General features: G+C 46.1%; 18 protein-coding genes. 9 read left to right on the plus strand and 9 right to left on the minus strand.

All coding sequences use genetic code 11. The features are described 5' to 3' along the window. Window positions 1-24: 24 nt before the first annotated feature. From CO692_RS02430 to CO692_RS02445, 4 genes are all read left to right on the plus strand, one after another. Window positions 25-1,866: an FAD/NAD(P)-binding protein gene (locus tag CO692_RS02430; RefSeq protein ID WP_096741441.1), complete on the plus strand. Its 1,842-nt coding sequence runs from the start codon at window positions 25-27 to the stop codon at window positions 1,864-1,866. A 191-nt stretch (window positions 1,867-2,057) separates the two neighbouring features. Next, a complete protein-coding gene (locus CO692_RS02435) occupies window positions 2,058-2,996 on the plus strand; it encodes an AAA family ATPase (RefSeq protein WP_005225502.1) in 939 nt (312 codons plus the stop codon). A gap of 2 nt (window positions 2,997-2,998) precedes the next feature. After that, window positions 2,999-4,042, plus strand: a complete 1,044-nt coding sequence (locus CO692_RS02440) for a DUF58 domain-containing protein (RefSeq protein WP_096741442.1) — start codon at window positions 2,999-3,001, stop codon at window positions 4,040-4,042. After that, the gene (locus tag CO692_RS02445; RefSeq protein WP_096741443.1) at window positions 4,039-6,177 is read left to right on the plus strand and encodes a transglutaminase-like domain-containing protein; all 2,139 of its coding nucleotides are present in this window, start codon (window positions 4,039-4,041) and stop codon (window positions 6,175-6,177) included. Before CO692_RS02440 ends, CO692_RS02445 begins: the two co-directional genes overlap by 4 nt. A 58-nt stretch (window positions 6,178-6,235) precedes the next feature. Here the strand turns inward: CO692_RS02445 and CO692_RS02450 are convergent, their stop codons facing one another. After that, window positions 6,236-8,887, minus strand: coding sequence for a cation-translocating P-type ATPase (locus CO692_RS02450; protein ID WP_016608271.1), 2,652 nt, complete (start codon window positions 8,885-8,887; stop codon window positions 6,236-6,238). 349 nt (window positions 8,888-9,236) lie between these two features. Here CO692_RS02450 and CO692_RS02455 point away from each other — a divergent pair, with 349 nt between their 5' ends. Then, a complete protein-coding gene (locus CO692_RS02455) occupies window positions 9,237-9,980 on the plus strand; it encodes an NADPH-dependent oxidoreductase (RefSeq protein ID WP_005225498.1) in 744 nt (247 codons plus the stop codon). Window positions 9,981-10,099: 119 nt separating this feature from the next. Here CO692_RS02455 and CO692_RS02460 read toward each other — a convergent pair whose 3' ends face one another. Further along, window positions 10,100-10,450, minus strand: a complete 351-nt coding sequence (locus tag CO692_RS02460) for a hypothetical protein (protein WP_081116580.1) — start codon at window positions 10,448-10,450, stop codon at window positions 10,100-10,102. A 159-nt stretch (window positions 10,451-10,609) separates the two neighbouring features. Here CO692_RS02460 and CO692_RS02465 point away from each other — a divergent pair, with 159 nt between their 5' ends. Continuing rightward, window positions 10,610-10,918, plus strand: coding sequence for a DUF5960 family protein (locus CO692_RS02465; protein WP_008378984.1), 309 nt, complete (start codon window positions 10,610-10,612; stop codon window positions 10,916-10,918). A 128-nt stretch (window positions 10,919-11,046) separates the two neighbouring features. Beyond that, the gene (locus CO692_RS02470; RefSeq protein ID WP_034857684.1) at window positions 11,047-11,253 is read left to right on the plus strand and encodes a hypothetical protein; all 207 of its coding nucleotides are present in this window, start codon (window positions 11,047-11,049) and stop codon (window positions 11,251-11,253) included. A gap of 140 nt (window positions 11,254-11,393) precedes the next feature. Here CO692_RS02470 and CO692_RS02475 read toward each other — a convergent pair whose 3' ends face one another. After that, window positions 11,394-11,687, minus strand: a complete 294-nt coding sequence (locus CO692_RS02475; RefSeq protein WP_005234725.1) for a hypothetical protein — start codon at window positions 11,685-11,687, stop codon at window positions 11,394-11,396. Window positions 11,688-11,997: 310 nt separating this feature from the next. Between CO692_RS02475 and CO692_RS02480 the strand changes: the two genes are divergently transcribed. Beyond that, window positions 11,998-12,453 carry a type II toxin-antitoxin system HicB family antitoxin gene (locus CO692_RS02480; protein WP_081116579.1) on the plus strand — a complete coding sequence of 152 codons (456 nt, stop codon included), beginning with the start codon at window positions 11,998-12,000 and terminating at the stop codon, window positions 12,451-12,453. 135 nt (window positions 12,454-12,588) lie between these two features. Here CO692_RS02480 and pepV read toward each other — a convergent pair whose 3' ends face one another. Next, window positions 12,589-14,013 (minus strand): dipeptidase PepV, encoded by a 1,425-nt coding sequence (gene pepV, locus CO692_RS02485; protein WP_096741444.1) that lies wholly within the window; start codon window positions 14,011-14,013, stop codon window positions 12,589-12,591. A gap of 159 nt (window positions 14,014-14,172) precedes the next feature. On the opposite strand from pepV, the gene CO692_RS02490 reads away from it, so the two are divergent. After that, window positions 14,173-15,009: an NAD(P)H-hydrate dehydratase gene (locus CO692_RS02490; protein WP_081116578.1), complete on the plus strand. Its 837-nt coding sequence runs from the start codon at window positions 14,173-14,175 to the stop codon at window positions 15,007-15,009. A 73-nt stretch (window positions 15,010-15,082) separates the two neighbouring features. Here the strand turns inward: CO692_RS02490 and CO692_RS02495 are convergent, their stop codons facing one another. From CO692_RS02495 to CO692_RS02515, 5 genes are all read right to left on the minus strand, one after another. Continuing rightward, window positions 15,083-17,137 carry a beta-galactosidase gene (locus tag CO692_RS02495; protein ID WP_096741445.1) on the minus strand — a complete coding sequence of 685 codons (2,055 nt, stop codon included), beginning with the start codon at window positions 17,135-17,137 and terminating at the stop codon, window positions 15,083-15,085. Then, a complete protein-coding gene (locus CO692_RS02500) occupies window positions 17,134-19,371 on the minus strand; it encodes an alpha-galactosidase (protein ID WP_096741446.1) in 2,238 nt (745 codons plus the stop codon). Before CO692_RS02500 ends, CO692_RS02495 begins: the two co-directional genes overlap by 4 nt. An 8-nt stretch (window positions 19,372-19,379) precedes the next feature. Next, entirely contained in the window at window positions 19,380-19,847 is a 468-nt protein-coding gene (locus CO692_RS02505; RefSeq protein ID WP_010747761.1) for a hypothetical protein, read from the minus strand. Window positions 19,848-19,899: 52 nt separating this feature from the next. Then, a complete protein-coding gene (locus tag CO692_RS02510) occupies window positions 19,900-21,234 on the minus strand; it encodes a PTS sugar transporter subunit IIC (RefSeq protein WP_015509292.1) in 1,335 nt (444 codons plus the stop codon). Between the two features lie 100 nt (window positions 21,235-21,334). Next, entirely contained in the window at window positions 21,335-22,369 is a 1,035-nt protein-coding gene (locus tag CO692_RS02515; RefSeq protein ID WP_016621049.1) for a LacI family DNA-binding transcriptional regulator, read from the minus strand. Window positions 22,370-22,443 lie beyond the last annotated feature (74 nt).

Consider the following 22,443-nt stretch of genomic DNA (forward strand, 5'->3'; position numbering starts at 1 on the left):
ATAGAATAATTGAGGCGGTGTGATATGAAAATAGCTATCATTGGTGCTGGTCCTCGTGGACTTTCACTTTCAGAACGACTGATCGCTCATAGCAAACAAAACAAACAAGCCATCGACTTGCTGCTGTTTGATCCCTTTCTTCCTGGGGCAGTTTGGCGCACGGACCAATCGGCGGATCTGCTATTGAATTCTGTAACCAGTCAAGTCACCCTTTTCACGGATGACACATTAAGCACCGGCGGTCCCGTGGTCAAAGGACCTACCTTATACGAATGGGCAGTGACAGAAGGGAAACATTTCGCAGCCACGCATGCTCCTGAGCTCGTTACGGAATGCACAGCACTTGATTCACTTGATCCTAACGGGCATTGCTCGCGGGCGTTATATGGCCTCTATCAGCAGTGGTTTTATCAGCAGCTATTAAAAGAGCTGCCTGAATCCATTACCGTCAACCATCTGTCAGACAGTGTCAGCTCCTTGACCCCTCTTTCCAAAAATCGCTACCAGTTGACGACGGCTCACCAAACATTTCTTGTTGATGCCGTCGTCTTAGCTACAGGCCATTCACAAGCCCAACTGTCAGCAGCAGAACAACGATTGGCGGCGGCCGCAGAAAATAATGGCTGGTTTTATGCACCGCCAGCCAATGCGGCAGATACGGATCTAACGGCGGTGAAAGCTGGCGAACCTGTGATTTTACGGGGACTAGGACTTGCCTTTTACGATTACGTCACCCGCTTGACCAGCGGTCGGGGCGGCACCTTCGTCAAAGTCAATGGATCCCTCGTCTATCAACCTTCTGGTGAAGAACCACAAATCATCGCAGGTTCTCGTCGGGGTGTCCCGTATCATCCTCGTGGCCGCAATCAAAAAACACCGACGCAGCAGCGAAAGCCCGTTTTTTTGACCCCTGAACGCCTCGCTGCTTGGCAAGCAGCCAAAACGGTTGCTGGCAAGACCCTACTCTTCTATTTAAAAAAAGAGGCAGAACTCGTCTATTATCAGACGCTGCTTTTAGAAAAACAGCTGCTGGACAAAGATCAGCTTGCCGCTTTTACCGCCGCCTTTGTTGCCTCTGAAGGAGCTGAAGACTTGCTGAAAAAATGGCAGCTTCCTACGACGGAGTGGTGGTCATGGCAACAACTAGCCGACCCCTTTGCTCAGAAAAAGCAACAGTCGTTGCAAGACTTTTTCATTGCACTATTACGTACCCAAATCCAAGATGCCGAAAAAGGCAATCTAACAGGACCTATCAGCAGTGCCTTGGAAGTCTTTAAAGATCTGCGGGACCCGATTCGGTTTGTTCTCGATCATCAGCTAATGCCAGTACAAGACTTGAAAACACTCTTTTGGCAGTCTTTCGTTCCCTTGAACAGCTTTTTATCGATCGGACCGCCAGTTCAGCGACTGCAGGAACTGGTGGCATTGATGGAAGCGGGAGTGGTGACCTTACTAGGTCCTGACATGACTGTTGAGATCGAGGAGGCTTACTGTACGTATTCAAAGCGATTTGACGACACACGCTATCACGCGACGCAACTAATTGAGGCTCGCATTCCATCGTCAGCGATTCGTCGAACCAACAATTCCTTGTTGCGGCAACTGCTAAACGATCGGATTATTCACCCGCACCAGTTGGCGATCCCCAATGAGGTGCCTTTTGAGACGGGTGCGATCGCCATCGATCCTGAGACCAATCAGATCCTCGGACCAGATGACCGCCCTTACCCTACCCTCTATTGTTTTGGGATTCCCACAGAAGGCATCCACTGGCTGACGGCTGCCACTGCTCAGCCAGGAACCGATGCTTGGAATTTACGGCAGGCGGACCAGATCGCCGCTGACCTCTTGCACCACACCTTCTAGTCGCTTCTGTTCTATCAAACGCAAACTTCCGAGGAAACGCTTCGGAAGTTTTTTGTTTTTCTTTCGCAAATCCGCAGAAAGGATTTCTCTTTTTTGAATATTCTTGAAATTTTCTTTAATTGTTACACGAAAATTGCGACAGTCCTAGAAAACCGTTACAATGGAAGAAACGAACGTAGGGAGGTTATCAGATGACCGCTGAATTACAAAAAATAGATGCCTTGATCGCAGAAGTGGAAAAAGTGATTTTAGGCAAACGAGATGTGATCCAATTTACCGTGGCTGCGCTGCTTGCTGGCGGACACGTTTTATTCGAAGATATCCCTGGTGTTGGGAAAACGATGTTGGTCAAATCGTTAGCCAAAGCCATTCAAAGTGACTACAAACGGGTACAGTTTACCCCAGACCTTTTACCTAACGATGTGTTAGGTGTGTCGATTTTTAATTCCCAAAGCCACCAGTTCGAGTTTCGTCCTGGCCCGATCTTCACCTCCGTCCTCTTGGCAGATGAGATCAACCGAACCACACCAAGGACGCAAGCCTCACTCTTAGAAGCCATGTCAGAAAATCATGTCACCATCGACAATCAAACGTACCCATTGAGTCCCCACTTTTTTGTTTTAGCCACGCAAAATCCAATCGAGTATGAAGGAACGTATCCTTTGCCTGAAGCCCAATTGGATCGTTTTTTGTTCCGCCTGCATATCGGTTACCCAGATTTTCAAGATGAGCTCGCCCTCTTGACTGGAAAACGACAGCAAAGCTTGGATCAGATCCAAACCATTTTACATGCTGATGAAGTGACTGCTTTAAAAGCGATGGTCGATGACGTGTATGTCGATGAGCGGGTCGCCCGTTACGCATTGCAGCTGGTTCAAGCGAGCCGTCAGCATAATGCCATTGACCTTGGTATCAGCCCTCGTGGTGGGATCGCCTTCTTAAAAGGGGCAAAAGCGTTAGCGTTGACGGAAGGTCGGACCTTTGTCACGCCGCAAGACTTGCAGCGAATTTTACCAGCAGTCTTCGGTCATCGTTTATTACTGAAAGGTGGCGTTCATGCCAGCACGGAGACCCTTTCAGACTTGATGAAACAGATGATCCAACGAGTGCCTGTCCCAACGAGGAGATAGCGATGAAGAAAAAGAAACTTGAACGCCTGCTGAGCCTCCTGTTGTTTAGCGCTGCCTATTTTCTGCTGCTGGCTTATTGTGTGATCTTCAATAATAATGCTGGCTGGAGCCTTTGGTTTTTACTGACTTTGTTATTGTTGCTTGATGCATTATTCTTGCTCCCCTCCCTCAAGAAGGTCCAAATCATTTTAGAAGAATCGATCCAAGCTGAAACACACACAGCGATCACCTTACCGCTGCAAGTCTTCAAGTATCGCCCGACGCTGCTGCCGCTGGTCGATTTCACCTTAAAATTTGACGATCGTTTCAAGGAAAGTCATCACAGCGCCTTTTATCGAGGCAATCTGATTCGGCTGCAGCTGCCTTGGACCCCAAAGGAGCGAGGCATCTATGAAGAATTGCCCGTTCAATTGTACAGCCATGATCTCTTTGGCTTTTTTGAAAAAAGCTACGCTGCAGTTGCGAAACAATCGATTTTGATCCTGCCTAAATTGGCGCCAGAAGCCGTTACCCTGCTGCCATTTTTTAAACAGCAAGTCCGCAGCCAAACCCACGGGGAACCCAATTTTTCTATTCGACAGTTCCGTCAATACCAGTTAGGGGATTCCTTAAAAAATATCGATTGGAAATTATCCAGCAAACAACAGGAATTGATCTATCGCGAACGAGAACATGAAGAAGAACAAGACATCGTTCTGCTCTTTTGGGGAGAAGATCATCCTGCTTTTGAAGAGACTTTATCACTGTTTTATTCGATCCACCATTTCTCGCAAAATCAACGACTTTTTCAGCCGCTCTTGATTGGTGACGGATTGACTTCTCCTTACCAAACGGATGCCGCTGCCTATGCCCAGATCCTTCCCTTCGAGAAAGTTCCTGAAGGGGTACCGCTTTTGACTGGCAGCCATCTTGTCTTCATTACCCCGGTTTTTACCCCACAACTGGAAGACTACCTCAGTCAGTTGGAAGCAAAAAACAGCTGCCAAGTGTTTACCTACGCTGATTTAATGAGGCAGTTGAATAAACTTGAGGAGGCGGTAGGATGAGATTTATTAAGAAAGCGCTGATTGGTCTTCTGACCTTTCTCAGTCTATCACTGGTGATCTTGCCGTTTATCGCAGTTTATGACCTTGGCAATCAGTTCACCCTTTTAACTTATGCCTTTAGTGTCTGTTTGATTTTGACCGTGGTGCCGAAAGTCCGTTACAGTTTGCCTTTGCTGGCAGCCGCTTGGCTGATCGTCTTGTATCGGATCTTTCCTTATGGGACTGCCTTTTCTTTTGATTGGCTGCTGCGTTTTTGGCTAGACCTGCACCGTGCCTTTCAAGAGATCCTCAGCGGTGAAGTCGGCTATATCACCGAACTGGCGGCGGTGACATTGATTGTTAGTTGGGTTTTGTTTTTAGCGATCTTACCGATCGCTTATCAACGCTTTTTCTTGATTTACGCTACCATGATCGGCTACTTGCTAACAGTCGTGATTTTTAATCAATTTGATCTGACGTGGCATTTGATGGGTATTTTTCTTTGTGCCTTGGCTTCTTCACTGATCCAGCGCAGCGTCTTTCAATCCAGTCAAACGATCGCTCCCTGGTTCGCTGTGATGCTATTGATTGGTGGACTAGCCGTCACTGCTGTCTACTTGCCGCAAACGAGCCTGCGGGAACAGTTGGCAGCCCGTTCCACGCCTATACGGACAAATCTGAATCAGCTGGGTTTTTATCAATTTATTGAAGAACATGGCACGCCCAGCGGCTCTCGCACTGGATTCAGTGAAAGCGACCGTCAATTAGGCGGACCACTACTGGATGATGCGACGATTTTATTTGAAGCGCAACAAGAAACCCCGCATTACTGGCGGGTGGAAAGCAAAGATTTTTATTCTGGTAAGGGCTGGATCAGTACGAGCCGCGAAGAGGCTCGCTTAGAAGCAGAGGGCGTCACGATCGCGGATCAAAGCTATCAGCAAGCCTATCTTGAGAACGAATCCGTTCGGGTCCAATTTCAAAACCATGGAGACTATGTCCCATTGCCCTATGGACGCAGCACGTTGTCCCTTGAAAACGGTGCTCGCGGATTTCAGATCAGCGACGCCATCCAGCGGGTCGATCTCATTGATCCACTCCCAGACACCACCTTGACCCTCGATTGGGACCATCCAGACTTTGCCGCAGAAAATCTCCAAAATCTGCCTTTGATCTATCCGGATTCTCTGATCGATTATATCCAGTTACCCGATTCTTTGCCGCAGCGGGTACGAGATCTCGCAGCTGAGATCACCGCTGAAAGCAACAGTCTGTTTGATCAAGTCACGGCGGTTGAAAGCTATTTGAAAGATCCGCTCGTATTCCGCTATTCCAAAACCGATGCCGTCGTGCCTGCAGAAGAGCAAGATTATGTTGATCAATTTTTATTTGAATCACAAGTCGGCTACTGCGACAATTTTTCCACGGCAATGGTCGTGCTACTACGGAGTTTAGAGATCCCTGCTCGCTGGGCAAAAGGCTTTTCTCCTGGATCTCCTGCAACAGAAAACGGCATTACTACCTATACCGTTCGCAACTTGAATGCCCACTCATGGGTGGAAGTCTACTTTGACGGCTACGGTTGGGTACCTTTTGAACCGACCCCTAGTTTCCAAAATCCAGATCGTCCCGTGTTGACTCAAGAATCTACTAAATCCGAAGAAACACCGACCGCTAGCAGCGAAACAACACCATCGAGCAGCAGGGAAACAGAAAGCAGCGAAACCACGACCAGCAGTTCTGCAACAGCCGCGGTTTCCGATGACGTTTGGTTGACTGAGGAGTTGAAACAAACGCTGCGCAATGGCTTCTTTGGAGGCTTAGCTATCCTAGGACTTGGCCTACTTTTCTATTTCCGCCATTCGTTTTTCCGTATTCATTTATGGTTGATCTGCCGCTTTACCAAACAGTCGCTAGTTGCTGCCTATCCTTTGTTTTTACGGCAAACGACGAAAGTTCTGTACCGTAACGAGGCGGAGCCGTTGATCGATTATGCCCAACGACTCGAAGCATTCTATCCACTGTTCCATGGTGATTTTATCCGCTTGACGCAGCAATACGAAGCCTACCTTTACAGCCAAGAACAGCCGGCTGGTCAAGAAGCCTTCTTGAAGCAAGTCGCTGCCCAAATCAGTCAGCTGAAAAAAATCAACTAAGCAGTGAGGATAAACGACAAAAAAACGTATCGATCAAACGATCGATACGTTTTTTGCTTTAGGCGTTTCCTTGACGTTTTTGAACGGCAATAATAATCAGTTTCGTGATTTCCATCAAAACAACTGCCACAGCAGCCATTGCGATACATAGACCGACATGTCCTAAAGTGAAGGTTGCTGGAATCGCAAAGACTTCACGGATGCCAGGAATCAAGGTAATGCTGTATAGTCCACCACAAACGACGATCGCCAACCACACCATTTTATTGGCAAAAAGGCCAGCTTGCCAAGCAGTCTCAGTGTTTGAGCGTGCTGGTAATGTTTGCAATGTTCGGCTCCAGATAAGTGTTGAGAAGGCCATCGCTACACCTAATTCAGGTGATTGGTTCATTCCTAACCATTGTGCCAAAATCACGACAGCGGCAATCAAAATACCACGATACGTTACTGAGATCAATGTTTTTCCAGTGAAGATACCAGCATTTGGATCTCTTGGCTGGCGCTGCATGATCGTTGGTTCGGCTTTTTCCATTCCTAGAGCAATCGCTGGTAATGAGTCGTTGACTAGGTTGATAAAGAGCAGCTGCAAGGCAGTAAATGGATTGTCCCAACCCATCACTAAGGCAAAGACGATCGCAATGATCGCACCTAAGTTTCCAGCAAACAAATACGAAATAGCTTTTTTGATGTTGTCAAAGACGTTTCGGCCAACTTCTACGGCACGAATGATCGAGGCAAAGTTGTCATCCGTCAAGACCATCGCCGCTGCGTCTTTGGCAACGTCCGTTCCGGTTCCCATTGCGATCCCGATATCCGCTTGTTTCAAGGCGGGTGCATCATTGACCCCATCCCCGGTCATGGCAGAGATCTTGCCTTTGTCTTGCCAAGCCCGCACGATACGGATTTTGTTTTCTGGCGAAACACGAGCATAGACTGTGATTTTGTCTAATTGATCCGCTAGTTCGGTTTCAGAAAGAGCATCCAATTCCGTACCGGTCAAGGCTAAGTCGCCCTCGGCTGAAATACCGATCTCTTGTGCAATCGCCACGGCTGTCGTTTTGTGGTCCCCTGTGATCATTACTGTTTTGATACCAGCAGATTTAGCATCCGCTACGGCTTGTTTGACTTCTTTACGAGGAGGATCGATCATCGCCATCAAACCAACCAAAATCAGCTCGTTTTCATCTTCAAGTGTCAATTCTCGTGATTGGGCATCGGTCAATGGACGGTAAGCAAACGCCAAGACCCGTAATGCCCGTTTTGAGAATTCTTCGTTTTGATGTTGTAATTTCTGCTTGATTTCATCTGTTAAAGGCACGACTTGATCATCGATCAAGACTTTGGTACTGCGCCCAAAGACGATGTCTGGCCCACCTTTGGTCAACAATAAATGTTCGCCATCGATCTCATGTAAGGTAGACATCAATTTACGATCAGAATCGAAAGGCAATTCTTGCAAACGAGGAAACTGTTGACGAATTGCCCGATAAGGCTGATTTAGTTTCTCACTGTAATCCAGAAAAGCAATTTCAGTAGGGTCTCCTAGCTTCGCCCCATCTTCACTGATGGCAGCATCATTGGCCAAGACACTGATCTCTACTAAGCGTTTTTCAGGCAATGTCCAGGTGGTTGGCTCATCGGAGAACGTGCCCGTTTGCCCATTTGGTAAATAGTAGTCAACAACGGTCATTTTGTTTTGGGTCAAAGTCCCGGTCTTATCGGTACAAACGATACTCGTTGAACCCAATGTTTCAACCGCTGGTAGTTTTCGAATGATGGCATGACGCTTCGCCATTTGTTTTGTTCCGATCGAAAGAACGATCGTCACGATCGATTGCAAGGCTTCTGGAATCGCTGCAACGGCTACGGCTACCGCAAACATAAAGGCGTTGACTAAGTCTTGTGTCATATCACCTGTTCCGTCACCTAAGAACAACCGTGCGACTTGAACCCCTAAAATAATCAATGAAAGGACTAAGATCGCCAAGCTCAGTTTTTTACTGAAGCTGTCTAATCCTCTTTGCAATGGTGTTTTGTGTTCAACTGTACTTTCCAATAAGCCAGCCACTTGACCGATTTCCGTCACATTACCAGTCGCAGTTACGATAAACCGACCACGTCCATAAGTGACGATCGTTCCACTGAAGACCATGTTGTCACGGTCGCCGATCGGTGCGGTACGATCGATCACCCCTAATTCTTTTTCCGCTGGCGTTGATTCTCCAGTCAGCATTCCTTCATCGACCTTCAAAGAACCCTCTTCGATCAATCGACCATCTGCTGGTACATAGTCCCCAGCTTCTAAAATAACGATATCGCCGACAACCAATTCTTTCGCCAGCACACTTTGTTCTTTGCCATCCCGAATGACGTTAGCATCTGGTGCCGACAGGCTTTTCAAAGCGTCTAACGACCCTTCGGCTTTTTTCGTTTGAATCACACTGACGACGGAATTCAACAAGAGTACTGCGAAGATAACGATCGACTCAACGTGGGCACCCATAACCATTTGGATGATTGCCACGATCAGCAAGACGATCACCATCGCATCTTTGAAGGTATCTAAGAATAAGGCAAAGCTAGATTTCTTAGGTGCTTCCTTCAGCTGGTTCAAGCCATTTTCTAACCGCTTGGCTGCCTCTTGCTGCGTCAACCCCTCTGGACTGCTCTGGACCTCTGCCATAATTTCCGAGATTTCTTTTTGATACATTTCTTTCGCCAATTTTTTTGCCCCTTTTAATTTTATTTTCCTTAGGCACTCTGCTAGAAAAAAAGAGACCTAAGACAAGTATACGCTTGTCTTAGGTCTCACCATTTCAAATAATACCAGAAAGCTGTCGCCAGCTTACTTACTGTTGATATTATCGCAGCTTGCGCCACCGGTTACTCCCCTAAGGAATAATAATAAGAATGTATCATTATCATAACGGAAACTTTTGTGCTTGGCAACTATAAAACATCAATTTGAAAATTTTTTGAAAACATTCTTTTTGTTCCCATTCCTTTTTTTCTGTTACACTAAGGAAGAAAGAAATTTGTACGTTACAGGAGGAAAAACGATGGATCTTTTTGATACTTTTACCCGCCATAGCTCTGTCCGAGATTTTCAACCCCGGCCACTATCAAAGGAACTCAAGCAAAAATTAGTAACGGTTGCCCAGAGCGGTTCCAGTTCGAACTTTGTTCAAGCCTATTCGATCATTGAGGTCAGTGATCCTGAAAAACTGGCTGCCATCGAAGAAATTGCCGGTGCCCCAAATTACATCACTCGAACGGGCGTCTTCTATCTTTTTGTCGCCGACTTACATAAACACCAGCAGCTGCTGACCCAAGCAGGGGTGCCTGATACCCACTTAACCACGATGGAACCATTTATTGTGTCTGTCGTTGATACGACCATCGCTGCCCAAAACATGGTAGCTTACGCTGAAGCGCAAGACTTAGGAATTTGTTACATCGGCGGCATCCGCAATGATTTGCCTCGTATCGCAGAACTTGTCGGCTTACCAAAATTGACGTTTCCGTTATTCGGTTTAACGATCGGCTATCCGCAACACAGAAATGAGCCGAAAGTCCGCTTGCCCCAAGAAGCGATCGTAAGTGTCGATCAGTATCAACCGCTGACGCAGGAGCAAACAGCCCAGTACAATCAAACGACAGAAGCCTATTATGCACAGCGCAGCAGCAATCAACAGCAAACCAATTGGCAAACGAAAATGACGGAATTTTTCCGTGAACCGCGACGTCCAGATGTCGCGGCCTTTATGAAACAACAAGGCTTCTCAGACCACTTCGGCGAATGAGGACACTAATTACCACGGGAAAATAAAAAACGATCTTTGGCAAGGAATCTTGTCAGGATCGTTTTTTGCTTAGTGTAAAAAATCAGGTTCAGGCGGCTCTTGTATCTTTGTCATGCTAATTAACGTGCGGCTTCTTGTGCGGCTTCGTTGACGGCAACTGCCTGCTCACATTTTTCCATTAATGCTACTAACGCTTTATCTAACACTGCTTCATTTTCGGAGCTTCGCTGACTGATTTGCGTCATAGGCTGCGCCGCAAGATCCAGCAAATAGGTAGGGATTGCTTCTTTTTCAGCAAAAGTGCCCTTGATCAGCGGCTGGTAGACAGACTCGCCACAGGGTCCGGTTTTGATAAAGGCTAGTTCGAACTGCGCCTTCCCTGACAAACGCAACCGATAGACCCCTTCTTTGGTCAGCAGTTTTTCATCGGCAAAGCGTGCCTGTAATCGTGCGAAACGTTCGTAATCCATGGTATCTGCTCCTTTTGATTCCTTCTTTTCTCTAGTGTAGCAAATTTCTTGTTAGCATAACATCTTTTTCATAGAGAACGCCTCCTTTTTCCTCGCTTGGTAATTTTTCACTTTACAAACAGAACAAACGTTCGTATAATTCAAGTGAGGTGAATGTGTATGCCAGCTGCAAAAATCGCTTATGCAAAACAAGAAACCTATGCATTTGAAAAACACTATTATGAATTGGTAAACTTTCCCACACCAGTGGCGCTTTTGTTTGATGAATTCGCACTGACGATGGAGCGCAATCAAAAATCGTATATTGCGATCCCCGCGCGCTATTCCGTCTTAAAGGTTCCGCTCGTCTTTGTTTTTCGACTAGAGACTAAGGATGCGCCTGTTTATTATTATGAGCACGTACTCGCTGAAAATAAGATCATTCGCCGCTACAACCCCGAGCGTAACTATTTGCCCGGCGGAAGATAGACCAATGGTTCAACCCGTTTGCTATACTTAGCGGCTACACTCTCCTGATGCATATCACTGAGCAGCAGTTCGAATATTTGTCATCCAAACGAAACCCCTCTATACTAAAAAGAAAGGGGTTTTTCACAATGACGAAAAAACCGCCGCAAACGTCTGAAGAAAAGGAAGCCGCTTCTAACAATATGGGACTGGGGATCGGTGTCGGAATGGCATTAGGTGCTGCGTTTGGGCTGCTGTTTTTTGACAATCTAGCATTAGGCATGGGTTTAGGCATCGCACTAGGTGTAGCGATCGGTGCGGGCATGGATCAAAAAAGCAGCAAAGACAAGAAATAGCTGCAGCAAGGAGCTGTGTTTATCTGTCACAGCTTGCTGCCCAGTAAATACCAAAAAAGCCTAGGTTCTGCACTTGTTGTGCAGGACCTAGGCTTTTTTACTTCGAGCAATATTCTCGAAAGCAGCTGCTTCACAGTTGGTTACAGCAGATTTCTTTTCGCCATTTCTGCGCGATACAGTTCATAGACCGCATCACTTTGCTTTGCATGGCTGCGGTAAAAGAGCCCATAAGAGAAAATCGCTTGGAAATTGCTTCCTTGATTTGCTCGTGCTACAGCGTGGTACAAATTCGCCAACTGCTGATCAGACATCTTCCCGCTTTTGATTCGTTTGGCAACTGCTTTTTGGGAAAGGGTAAATAAAATCGTCGTAAATACTTGATAAACCACCCAAATCGCCAGAATAACCAAAATGAATTTCACTAAATCAGGCATCACTTTTCAACTCCTTACAAAAAGTAAATCATTCGGATGATTTGATGTCAATAACAAAATATAACATTTTCATTAATAATAGACACAAAGATTTTTAAATTACCACAAAAGATGATGTTCTTTCAATCATCAGAATTTCTGAATTGATACTCTCCTCTTAAAAAATATTGCCTATTGTTCAGTATTTATGACACTGGTACAATAAAAAAAGCAACAACTCTTGCTTAAGACTACTAGGTACTAGTGAAAAATAAGAGCGCTACCATTGCAATCAGATCTGTAGAGAATCGCGAAAAAGGAGTTGTACACTATGTTAGCAAGTTACCCTGCATTGTTTTATTACACCGATACAGACGAAAGCGAAGTGAAGTATTTTATTTCTTTTCCTGATTTTCCTGAGCAAGTCGGCACTCAAGGCTTAGACATCGCCGATGCTTTATTCATGGCATCCGATTGGCTCGGAATCGTTTTGGCAGATTGTATTGAAAATAATCGGGAGATTCCGCTCTCTACCCCCATTAATTGTTTATCACTGGAAGCGAATAATCCGTTTATAGACGATTTAGATTTTGAATTCGATTACGACAAAGAAAAATCATTTCTATCGATGGTCCTTGTTGATGTTTCAGAATATTTAGAGAATCAAACCTTCGTCGAGAAAAAACTGGCGATTCCTCAATGGGCGGATAAACTAGGACGAACTATGCATTTAGATTTTTCAGAAATCCTCACTGACGCAATCCTAAAGAAAAAATGTAAAGACTAATTGCTTCTACACCTCATCCCCCTGTTCCATACTAAAAAAGTGCGGCATTCTCTCACATGAAAAAGATACGAGAATGCCGCACGAAACGTTCAATTGTATTTATTTAGCGAGTGAAAAGACCCAATTAATCTCTCTTTATTTCGCCAAACGGTAGATAGCATCTGCATAGATCACCGCTGCGTTGAATAGGTCATCCAAGCTCATGAATTCATTGGCTTGGTGCATGGTGTCGACATAGCCAGGGAACATTGCGCCATAAGCAACGCCGCGTTTCAATAGACGACCGTATGTGCCGCCGCCGATGATTTGTTCGAAGCCTTTTTCGCCGGTATGTTCTTCATAAACCGCCAATAAAGTTTCTACCAATGGATCATCTGCTGGTACGTAGTGAGGTTCCATGTTGCGGTCATTGCGGGTAACGGTTGCCCCTTCCATACCGACGGTGCGTTCCACACCGATTTCAAGTCCTTCCGCAGTTACGCCTTTAGGATAACGGAAGTTCAATGCGATAAAGTTGTCTGCTTGTGTTCCTGCTTGGTTCGCTTTGAAAGCAAACAAGCCAGCATTCATTGTCAATTTACCCATTTTTTCGTCTTCGTACGCCACACCTAATTTTTCACCGTAGAAATCTTCATGGACATAGGCTGCTGCTGCATGGATGAATTGTTTTGCGCCGCCGCCAAAGGCATAGTTATCTAAGAAGACTGCTAAGAAAGTCCCCGCATTGATTCCTGATTGTGGGCTGGCACCATGAGCACCTTTACCGACTAATTCGATCGTCACTTGTTCATTTTCTGTTTCAATCGTCCCCGTCACTGGATTGGCTTCAACGTAATCGAAAAAGGCTTTTTCGATCGCTAATGCTTCTTCTGTTGATGGAACAATGAAGCTTGCTGTTGCCGTTCCTGGTACCATATTTTCTCGCAAGCCAGCAGTAAAGCTTTGCAGCGTGAAGTCTCCTTCATTGTTGCCTTGGAAATGGATCCCTAATGTCACATTTCCTTTTTCTCCATTAATGATTGGGAAATTGGCATCTGGTGAGAAGCCAAAATCAGGCTTTTCTTCATGCTCAAAGTAGTAATCCATATCTGCCCAGCCGCTTTCTTCATCAGAACCAACGACAAAACGGATTTTTTTCGATAATGGCAAGCCCAATTCTTTGATGATCTTCATCCCATAATAGGCAGCCATTGAAGGACCTTTATCATCAGAAGAACCACGAGCATAGATTTTGTTGTCATTGATGACTGGATCATAAGGATCGGTTGACCAGCCGTCACCTGCAGGAACAACATCCATGTGGCCGAAGATCCCTAATGTTTCGTCTCCTTCACCAAATTCGATATGACCAGCGTAGTTATCGACGTTTTTGACTGTGAAGCCATCACGTTCGCCATAAGCTAGCATGTGTAGCAACGCATCACGAGGTCCAGGACCAAATGGCGCGTCCGCAGTCGCTTTATCATCTTCTCTTTCACTTTTCACTTTCAATAGATCAATCAAGTCGTTCAGCAAATCGTCTTTGCGGGCTTCGACCTCTTTTTTCCAATCGATTGTCATAGTGTTCCCTCCATTTCTGTTCTCGCTATTTATGATAACACTCTTAAACCAAAAAAGGAAAAAAAATTGCGCCTTTTTCCATGGGTCTTTTCTATGAAATTTCTAGGAAACAGGTATAATAAATATAACTCGATTTTGATTAACGAAAGGAGTCATTGCATGGAGCAACTTGATTCTGCAATTTTATCCAAAGTGATCCAACAGCGCCCGACAAAAAGCCACAAAGGCACTTTTGGCCGAGCCGTTTTAGTAGGGGGCAACCGCCAATTCGGTGGGGCGATCTTAATGGCTGCGCAAGCCTGTGTGTATGGGGGAACTGGTTTGACCACCGTGATCTCCGATGGCGTCAACCGAACCGCCCTGCACGCCCGCTTGCCTGAAGCGATGTTTGTCGATTGGCAGCAAACAGAACTGATCGATACGGTCACCGAATCGGCAGACGTCCTACTGATTGGTCCTGGATTAGGCGAAGGAAAAAGCAATTTTGATCTGCTGCAGCGGATCGTTTCTGCCCAAAAAGAACACCAATGGTTGGTGATCGATGGTTCGGCGATCAATTTGGCTGCCAAATATCCGCTGATCATCCCCTTTCCTGAACAAGTCGTCTTCACGCCGCATCAGATGGAATGGCAACGGCTCAGCGGACTGGCAATTGCCGACCAGACAGAAGAAAACAACCAGCAAGCCCAACAAAAACTCGGAAGTCTGGTAGTCTTAAAAAGCCATCGCACACAAATTTACGGCAGCAGCATCGCCCAAAACCCCCTCGGAACACCCGCAATGGCGACCGGCGGCATGGGGGATACACTGGCAGGCATGATCACCAGCTTTTTGGCACAGTTTGAAAAAACAGAGGAAACGATCCAAGCGGCTGTCTATCTCCATAGCCTGATTGGCGAAGCATTGGCAAAAGAGCACTATGTCGTTTTGCCGACACAAATCAGTGCCGCATTGCCTCAATGGATGAAAAAGCACCAAGCATCCGATCCAGAATGATTTCTGATAAACCATTCATCAAAAAAACGTCCCTTTCTGCATTTATCGAAAGGGACGTTTTTTTGATGGTCAGCTAATTGTTAAAATAAACCACTCGCACTTCATACGGCGCCAAGGTTGCTGTTTGAGGGACTGCTTGATTGGTCTCTAAATCAACGACTTCTTTGATCAAGTGTAGTGTCTGCTCTTTCTCAGAAAAATTCATGATGAAAAAGTACGTTCGTTCTGGACTGATCCTGCCTTGGATCGAGACTGCAGGATTGGCATGCGCGATCCTTTCCTCTGCCAAGGACAGCTCACGGACCAAAGAGGCATAAAACTGTTCGAAAAAGTCATAGTTGGTGCGAGCCGCCAGATAGTAGGCGGTGCCGGCACCAAAGGTATGTTTGGTGATCGCAGGTGTTCCTTGGTAAAAATCCGCTTGATACTCCCCTAGTACCTCCGCTGTTTCGGCTTCGATGATTGCAGAATAGTCCCGTGTTTCAAAGGGCTGTCCTTGAAAAACCAACTGATTGTGTTCAGTGTCAAAAAGAGTTTCCAGCTCCAGCACGTTGATGCCTAATAATGCTCGCAACGGCTGTGGCAAGCCCCCCAGATACAACAAGTCGGTTTCATTGACCATGCCGCTAAAGTAACTGGAAATCAAGGTACCACCGGCTTGTGTATACTGGCAAAGTTTTGCCATCGTCTCTGATGTCATCAAGTAAAGCATTGGAGCGATCACCAACTGATAGTCAGAAAAATCTTGCTCTGGCGTCAAAATATCGACAGCGATGTCTTGTTCCCAGAAATAACGATAATGCTCCTGCAACGTTTGCGGATACCGTCTGGTTGGTCGACCAAACCCACCGCCTCGCTTCAATGCCCAGTTGCTTTCCCAATCAAAAAGGATCGCCACTGCTTTTTTTCTTGTGGTTCCTTGAATCTCTTTGATTTTTTCCAAGCGCTTGCCGTAAGCCGCAACTTCTTTGAAGACCCGATTCTCCGTGGAATCATCATGTCCCACGACTGCCCCATGGAATTTTTCTGAATTGCCGCGGGATTGGCGCCATTGAAAATACAAGGTACTATCTGAGCCGTGAGCGATCTGCTGCATGGCACTCAACTGATGGACACCAGGCTTTTTCGCTTTATTAAAGGAATGCCAGTTAACAAAACTCGGCGTGCATTCCATCACTAAAAAGGGCTGTTTCTTCAATGACCAGTATTGATCATGTACATAGGCGGATTTCATCGCTGTCGCTGCCAAGGATTCAAAGTTGTTGTTCCAATCAGGGTAACTATCCCAGCTAACGATGTCCACATGACGAGCGAACTTGCTGTAGTCAATGCCTTCTAAAGGAATAAAATCTTGGGTAGCATGTCCTTCCGCCATAAAATTCGTCGTCACAGGAATGTCCGGTGTCAGCTGACGGATCGGCGCACATTCATGCAAATAAAAATCGATCGTCCTATCTGTGACAAATCGTTTCCAATCAAGATCCATGCCATGCACTTTGTGTTCCCCTAAAGGTGAAGGCGGTAAAACCTGCGACCAATCGGAGTAAGTACCGCCCCAAAAAGAAGTCCACCAGGCATGATTCAACGTGGCTAAATCACCATATTTTTTTTGCAGCCAGCTGCGCCAGTTTTCCTGACAATAGGAGCAAAAGCATTCCCCAGAGTACTCATTGGAGATATGCCACATGGCTAATGCCGGATGCTTGCCGTAACGTTTTGCCAACTGCTGATTGATTTGCGTCACCTTTTCCCGATAGATCGGTGAAGAGTAACAGTGATTGTGGCGAAACCCATGGGTATGTTTTTGCCCTTGGGCGTTGGTCCGATTGACTTCAGGATACTTTTGGCTTAGCCATTGAGGCCGCCCACCGCTAGGAGTGGCCAAAATGACTTTGCCGCCGATGCCATGGATCTGATCAAACACTCGATCCAACCAGTCAAACTGATAAACGCCTTCTTGCGGCTCTAAGGCACTCCAAGCAAACACCCCTAATGTGACGGTGTTGACATGGGCTTGCTGCATGTGGGCAAGATCCTTTTGCAAGATTTCTGGATAAGCCAGCCATTGATCGGGGTTGTAATCCCCGCCATGCATAAACTGCTGATCAAACAATTGATTGCTCATCATTCTACTCCTTTTTTGGCTTGTAACTGGTAGACAAATGATTGAAAATCGCCAGTGACTTGCGCTGTTCCATGGTTGACGGCATTAAACTGATAGGGTTTACGCAACCCTAATTGCCTTAACAGCTGACCAGAGACAGTTTCGCCATTGACCTGATACACCTGTTGGGCATTAAGAAAGGCTGCGGGCAAAAAGTCTTCCGCCGTCGGATTGGCTTGTGCCAGCACGCGAAAGAAAGCAATCAATGCTTCTTCGTTTTGTGGGTCATACACTGCCCAAGTCGTTTCATTGGCATGGTCCAACTGCTGCAGCTGGTAAAAAGTGCCAAAGGTCAGCAATTGCCGCTGTTTTTTATAAAAGACGATTTGGGATTTGATCGCCTGCTTTTCGGTTTCAGACAAGTGAAAGAGATCGAGTTCATACCCCAAAGGCCCAAACATTGCGACGGTTTGCCGAAAGGCTAAAGACGTTGCCCGGCCGACTTGGTGGTTTGGTGCCGCCGACACGTGATTGCTGAAGGAGGACAAAGGATACCCTAACAACGTTCCGCTTTGGATGGCTAAACGTTCCACTGCATCACTATCATCACTAGGCCAAATCTGCGGACTGTAAAATAAGATCCCTAAATCGTATCTGCCCCCGCCGCCAGCACAGCCTTCGATCAAAAGGGTCGGAAACGCAGCTAAGATTTTTTCATATAAGCGATAAAGACCTAAAATGTAGCGATGATAAAACTCCGTCTGAGAAATTCCCTGTTCCGCTAAATAGGGAGAGTAAGCTTCAGTGATATTGCGGTTCATATCCCATTTGATGTAATCTAGCTTGGTTTCAAGGATCACTTTTTGCATCGCTTCGAAAATCGCCTCGACCACTGCTGGATTGGCAAAATCCAACACGTATTGTCCGCGCCCCACAGAGATCCGCTCATAAGGATGCTTGACTACCCACTCAGGATGCTCTTGGTACAACTGACTATCTGGCGAAACCATTTCTGGTTCAAACCAAATCCCCAGTTGCAGCTGCATGGCATGAATTTTCTCAGCAAAAGACCCGATTCCTTTTGGAAATTTGGCAGGGTCCGCCACCCAATCGCCTAATGAACTGCGGTCGTCGTTGCGTTTTCCAAACCAACCATCGTCAAGCACAAAGCACTCCATCCCTAACGCCTTGCTTTCTTGGGCTAAGGTCAACAGCTTTTCTTCATTAAAATCAAAATAAGTCGCTTCCCAATTATTAAAGACGATCGGCCGCTGCCGCTTTTGCCAATAAGGGGCAATCACATGCTTTTCGATAAATTGGGCGGATTCTTGACTCAAGCCATTCAGACCAGCAGCGGTGAAGGTGAAGAGGCATTCTGGGGCTTCAAAAGTTTCTCCTTGTGAAAGCTGCCAGCTGAAATGCTCAGGATGTATCCCCAACATCAATCGAACGTTGTCCCATTCATCCATTTCCGCTTGCGCCAAAAAGTTGCCCGAATAAATCAGGTTGGCACCATAGACGTGACCAGTGTCATTGGTGGCTTGCTGTTCTTTTAAGGCGACAAAAGGATTGTGCTGATGACCAGACGCTCCTTTTAACGAGCCGACACTGATCGTCCCTTGGGTCAAAGGGACCGTCTTGATGTGCCGTTCTTTCAGCCATGCGCCTGAAAGATGCAGCAGTTCAAAATCGCGATTTTTCAGCTCCAAGACACCACTCAAAAAGCGCTGGATGGTTCTCGGCTTGCTCCCCGTATTGGTCAGTGTTTGCTGCCGCGTGATGGTTCCTGATCCTTTGAAGATCGTATAGGTGAGCGCCATTTCCAGCTGTCGCTCTTGATCTACTAATTCAAAGACGATGCTTTGGCTTTCATCGGCAGAAGCAAAGCTGGCTGGTTGCGCCAGCTTTCGTTCTTTGCCCTCAAAACAGTGAAAAGCCACAAGTTTAAAATCAACATAAAGAGGGGTTTCTTCCTCAAAAACCGACACTGCCCCTTCTCGAAAATCAGAAGTCCCATACGTTGGCAATTCTTGAAAACGGTCCGCCAAGGTAAAAAGATTGTCTGCTTTAAAAAATTTGACGGTTCCTGCCGATTTATTCTCTTTTTTCTCAAGGTACGCTTGATCAAACGGCGCCAGTGTGCCTAGAGATGGCCCAAAATAGACATGACCCAGTTGCTGATTTGGTAACACATTTATGATATAACTAATTTTTTCATTGTATAAGTGAAAGAGTTGTTCATTCCTAATTTCTATCATTGCTATCCTCAATTTTCCCCATTTTTTTCATTTGTCCCTGCTCGTTGACAAGCTGCTTCAAGATAACGCAAGCGTTTTTTGACGCCGCGATTGAAAAAGAATTTGTAAAACAGCGCCGCCAGCATAAAACTGTAGGTTGTTTTCTGCTGCTCAAAACGGCTTTGTTCCGAATACGTGACTTGCAGCTTCCCTTTTCGTCCTGGTGCAAAACTGTACCGTTGATCGATCACTCCTTCTTCATGGGTCGTACGAAGCCACAGCTCATCCGCGGCAATTTTTTTGACCGTCATGACGGCAGGTACCAACCGCGGGGCGGTTTTGGTTTGGATCATCGTTTCAATACGGCAGCCTTCCCCGAACGGTTCTTGGGCTTGTTTGGCTAGAAAGAATTTCTCTTGTTCCGCCAATAACACACGGGAAAAGTCCGTAGGTGTGGTATTCATTTGATAACTGCAAGACAATGTATCGGTTCTCATCACAAATTCCTTTCTAAAGGGTGCGCTATTGCATTCCTTTCCGTTTCTGGGCTTATCTTTCTTCTACCCTTTGATTGATCGTTTCAGATGTCGCTTGTTCATTTAATGCCGCTTCCGCTTTTTCTTCTTTCAAGTACCCGCGATCCATTACGATCAAGAATGGCACCCAAATCAAGGTCATTACGGCAACCGTCACTAACTGTAAGATTGCGCCGGCAACAGAACCCGTGCCTAACCAACCAGATAAGAAAACAGGGGTCGTCCAAACCACCGTTGCTCCAATTGGTCGTGGCACCAAGCCTGCGGCGATCGCAAAGTAAGAAATCGTCGTACTGGCTAATGGCGCTAAGATCCATGGGACAAAAGCGATCGGGTTCAAGACGATCGGCAAACCAAAGGTCATCGGTTCAGATACGTTGAAAACAGATGGAGCGATCACCGTCTTCATTAATTTTTTCATCCGAATCGAACGAGCGATAAAGAAGGCCATCGTAATCGAGATCCCCAGCTGCATTCCTTGATTGACGAACACGCCCATAAACGTAGTGTTAATGATATGGGGCAGTTGTTCCGCCCCTGCTTTGTAAGCTTCATAGTTTTCGATCGCTAACGCATTCATGATTGGATCGATCACCGCATTGACCACTAGTGTTCCGTGAATCCCAAACCACCAGAAGAATTGGGTGAACAAGACGGCGATCAGTACTGCTGGCAACGTACCGCCTAAGCCCATTAATGGTTTTTGCAAAATCTCATAAACGAAGTCAACGGCATTGCCCCATGAAGTAAAGGTGAACAAGTAGCGGATCAAATTGAAAAGGAACAACGGTGCCGCCCCAGGAATGATGGCGACAAAGGATTCTGCTATCATTGGCGGAACCGAATCTGGCATTTTGATCGTCAGCCCAGCCGCACTGATTTTGCAATAGATCTGCGTAGCGATAATGGCCGTGATGATTCCGACAAACATTCCCTCAGCCCCTAATTTCGACAAGGGGATCACTGTACCTAACTCTTCGGATGAGCCAAAAGGCAGCAGCATCAAAAACGAAGACAGTGAGATGGCACCCGCAAATAATTTGGCTTGTCCATACTTGCCAGCCAACTGATAGCCGATCCCAAAAACAACGAAAATAGCGGTGATACTCATGGTCGCATTTCCGATAGGACCAAAAAAGTCGTTTAGAAACGTGATGAATCCCTCTGGAAGTTTTTCCGAGAGTCCGAAAGTAGCAGGCAGATTTTGAATAATAATCATAATTGACGCAAACATTGTTGCAGGAAAAGCGACCATAAACCCATCACGAAGACTTAACAAGTATTTGTTGTTGGCAATGATCTGAGCAAAAGGCACCATCTTTTCGGCTAATTTATCAATAAACTTCATTTCGTTTTCTCCTTTATTTTTAACTGTAAACGTTTACTACAATCAGTATAGTTGTTTAGTTAATGTTTACACAACCCCTAAAATAAAAAAAGATCAGACGTCACTGATCTTTTTCGGCAATCGATTCTCTAATGATCAATTCACTGCCACAAACGACGCGAACAGGCATCGTCCGCACCCCAAGGATTTTATTTTTCGCTAATTCGACACTCATCTGCCCCATCTCTTCAGCTTTCATCTTGACGGAAGACAGTGCGGGCGTCATAAATTGCGCCATTTCGATATCATCAAAACTAACGACTGACACATCTTTAGGAATCGATAGCCCCGCTTCAGCGAGTGCCTTGTAAACCCCGACAGCCATAGGATCGCTGGCAACGACGATCGCTGTGGGGCGAGGATTCATTTGCGCGATCTGCTGACCAAAATGCAAACCAGTCTCTGGTGACCATTTCCCCTGCAGCACGGTTGTGAACTTTTCCAATTTATTGAGCAGCATCCATTGGCGATAATTTTCTGCTCGAATCTCTTGTTCATCGTAAACGACTTCGCCAGAAATCGTCACTCGGCTGGCAACACCGCCCACAAAGGCAATATTCTCATGGCCCTTCTCTTTTAACAACGTGAGGATCTGGTGAGTCTTTTGGGCAAAATCGGTTTGGATGCAATCGTAGCTGGGTGCTTCACTATAATTATCCACCAGGATAATATTGGCATTTTGCTGACTGATCTCTGCCAAAGCATCGCTGGTCATCTCTCCAATAATAATGACTGCGCCATACTTCGCCAATTGTGCCAAATCTTTTTGAGGCTCCCGCATGGAAAAGGCCCGAATCGTTTTTAAGCGCCACTTCGCCGCTTCCTTTTCGATCCCATTGCGGATCATCATAAAATACGGATCGTTTCTTTCCGACTCTCGATCGTGGCGGGTAATGATGGCAATCGTGTTTTGGTCACCGACTTCACGGGAATGGGGTTGATTTTTTTCTTTTGAATAATTCATTTGGTTGGCGATCTCAATGACTCGTTGACGCGTGTGTTCATTGATACTGAAGGTTTCATCATTGTTAAGGATTCTAGAAACACTTGCTACCGACACCCCGGCTAATTTCGCGATATCTCTCATACTTGCCATAGCTGCACCTCATCTGTTTACTGTTTACTAAATTTACATTCAGCATAGGCATAATTTTTGATCCTGTCAACCTT

This window comes from Enterococcus sp. FDAARGOS_375 (assembly GCF_002393265.1).
GTDB classification, from domain to species: domain Bacteria; phylum Bacillota; class Bacilli; order Lactobacillales; family Enterococcaceae; genus Enterococcus_D; species Enterococcus_D innesii.

Coding starts and splice junctions, on each gene's coding strand:
- CO692_RS02470 (WP_034857684.1), top strand. CDS start 11,047: ATGACGAAAAAACCGCCGCAAACGTCTGAAGAAAAGGAAGCCGCTTCT.
- CO692_RS02490 (WP_081116578.1), top strand. CDS start 14,173: ATGGAGCAACTTGATTCTGCAATTTTATCCAAAGTGATCCAACAGCGC.
- CO692_RS02500 (WP_096741446.1), bottom strand. CDS start 19,371: ATGATAGAAATTAGGAATGAACAACTCTTTCACTTATACAATGAAAAA.
- CO692_RS02435 (WP_005225502.1), top strand. CDS start 2,058: ATGACCGCTGAATTACAAAAAATAGATGCCTTGATCGCAGAAGTGGAA.
- CO692_RS02480 (WP_081116579.1), top strand. CDS start 11,998: ATGTTAGCAAGTTACCCTGCATTGTTTTATTACACCGATACAGACGAA.
- CO692_RS02460 (WP_081116580.1), bottom strand. CDS start 10,450: ATGGATTACGAACGTTTCGCACGATTACAGGCACGCTTTGCCGATGAA.
- CO692_RS02455 (WP_005225498.1), top strand. CDS start 9,237: ATGGATCTTTTTGATACTTTTACCCGCCATAGCTCTGTCCGAGATTTT.
- CO692_RS02430 (WP_096741441.1), top strand. CDS start 25: ATGAAAATAGCTATCATTGGTGCTGGTCCTCGTGGACTTTCACTTTCA.
- CO692_RS02450 (WP_016608271.1), bottom strand. CDS start 8,887: ATGTATCAAAAAGAAATCTCGGAAATTATGGCAGAGGTCCAGAGCAGT.
- CO692_RS02445 (WP_096741443.1), top strand. CDS start 4,039: ATGAGATTTATTAAGAAAGCGCTGATTGGTCTTCTGACCTTTCTCAGT.
- CO692_RS02465 (WP_008378984.1), top strand. CDS start 10,610: ATGCCAGCTGCAAAAATCGCTTATGCAAAACAAGAAACCTATGCATTT.
- CO692_RS02515 (WP_016621049.1), bottom strand. CDS start 22,369: ATGGCAAGTATGAGAGATATCGCGAAATTAGCCGGGGTGTCGGTAGCA.
- CO692_RS02505 (WP_010747761.1), bottom strand. CDS start 19,847: ATGAGAACCGATACATTGTCTTGCAGTTATCAAATGAATACCACACCT.
- CO692_RS02475 (WP_005234725.1), bottom strand. CDS start 11,687: ATGCCTGATTTAGTGAAATTCATTTTGGTTATTCTGGCGATTTGGGTG.
- CO692_RS02510 (WP_015509292.1), bottom strand. CDS start 21,234: ATGAAGTTTATTGATAAATTAGCCGAAAAGATGGTGCCTTTTGCTCAG.
- CO692_RS02495 (WP_096741445.1), bottom strand. CDS start 17,137: ATGATGAGCAATCAATTGTTTGATCAGCAGTTTATGCATGGCGGGGAT.
- CO692_RS02440 (WP_096741442.1), top strand. CDS start 2,999: ATGAAGAAAAAGAAACTTGAACGCCTGCTGAGCCTCCTGTTGTTTAGC.
- pepV (WP_096741444.1), bottom strand. CDS start 14,013: ATGACAATCGATTGGAAAAAAGAGGTCGAAGCCCGCAAAGACGATTTG.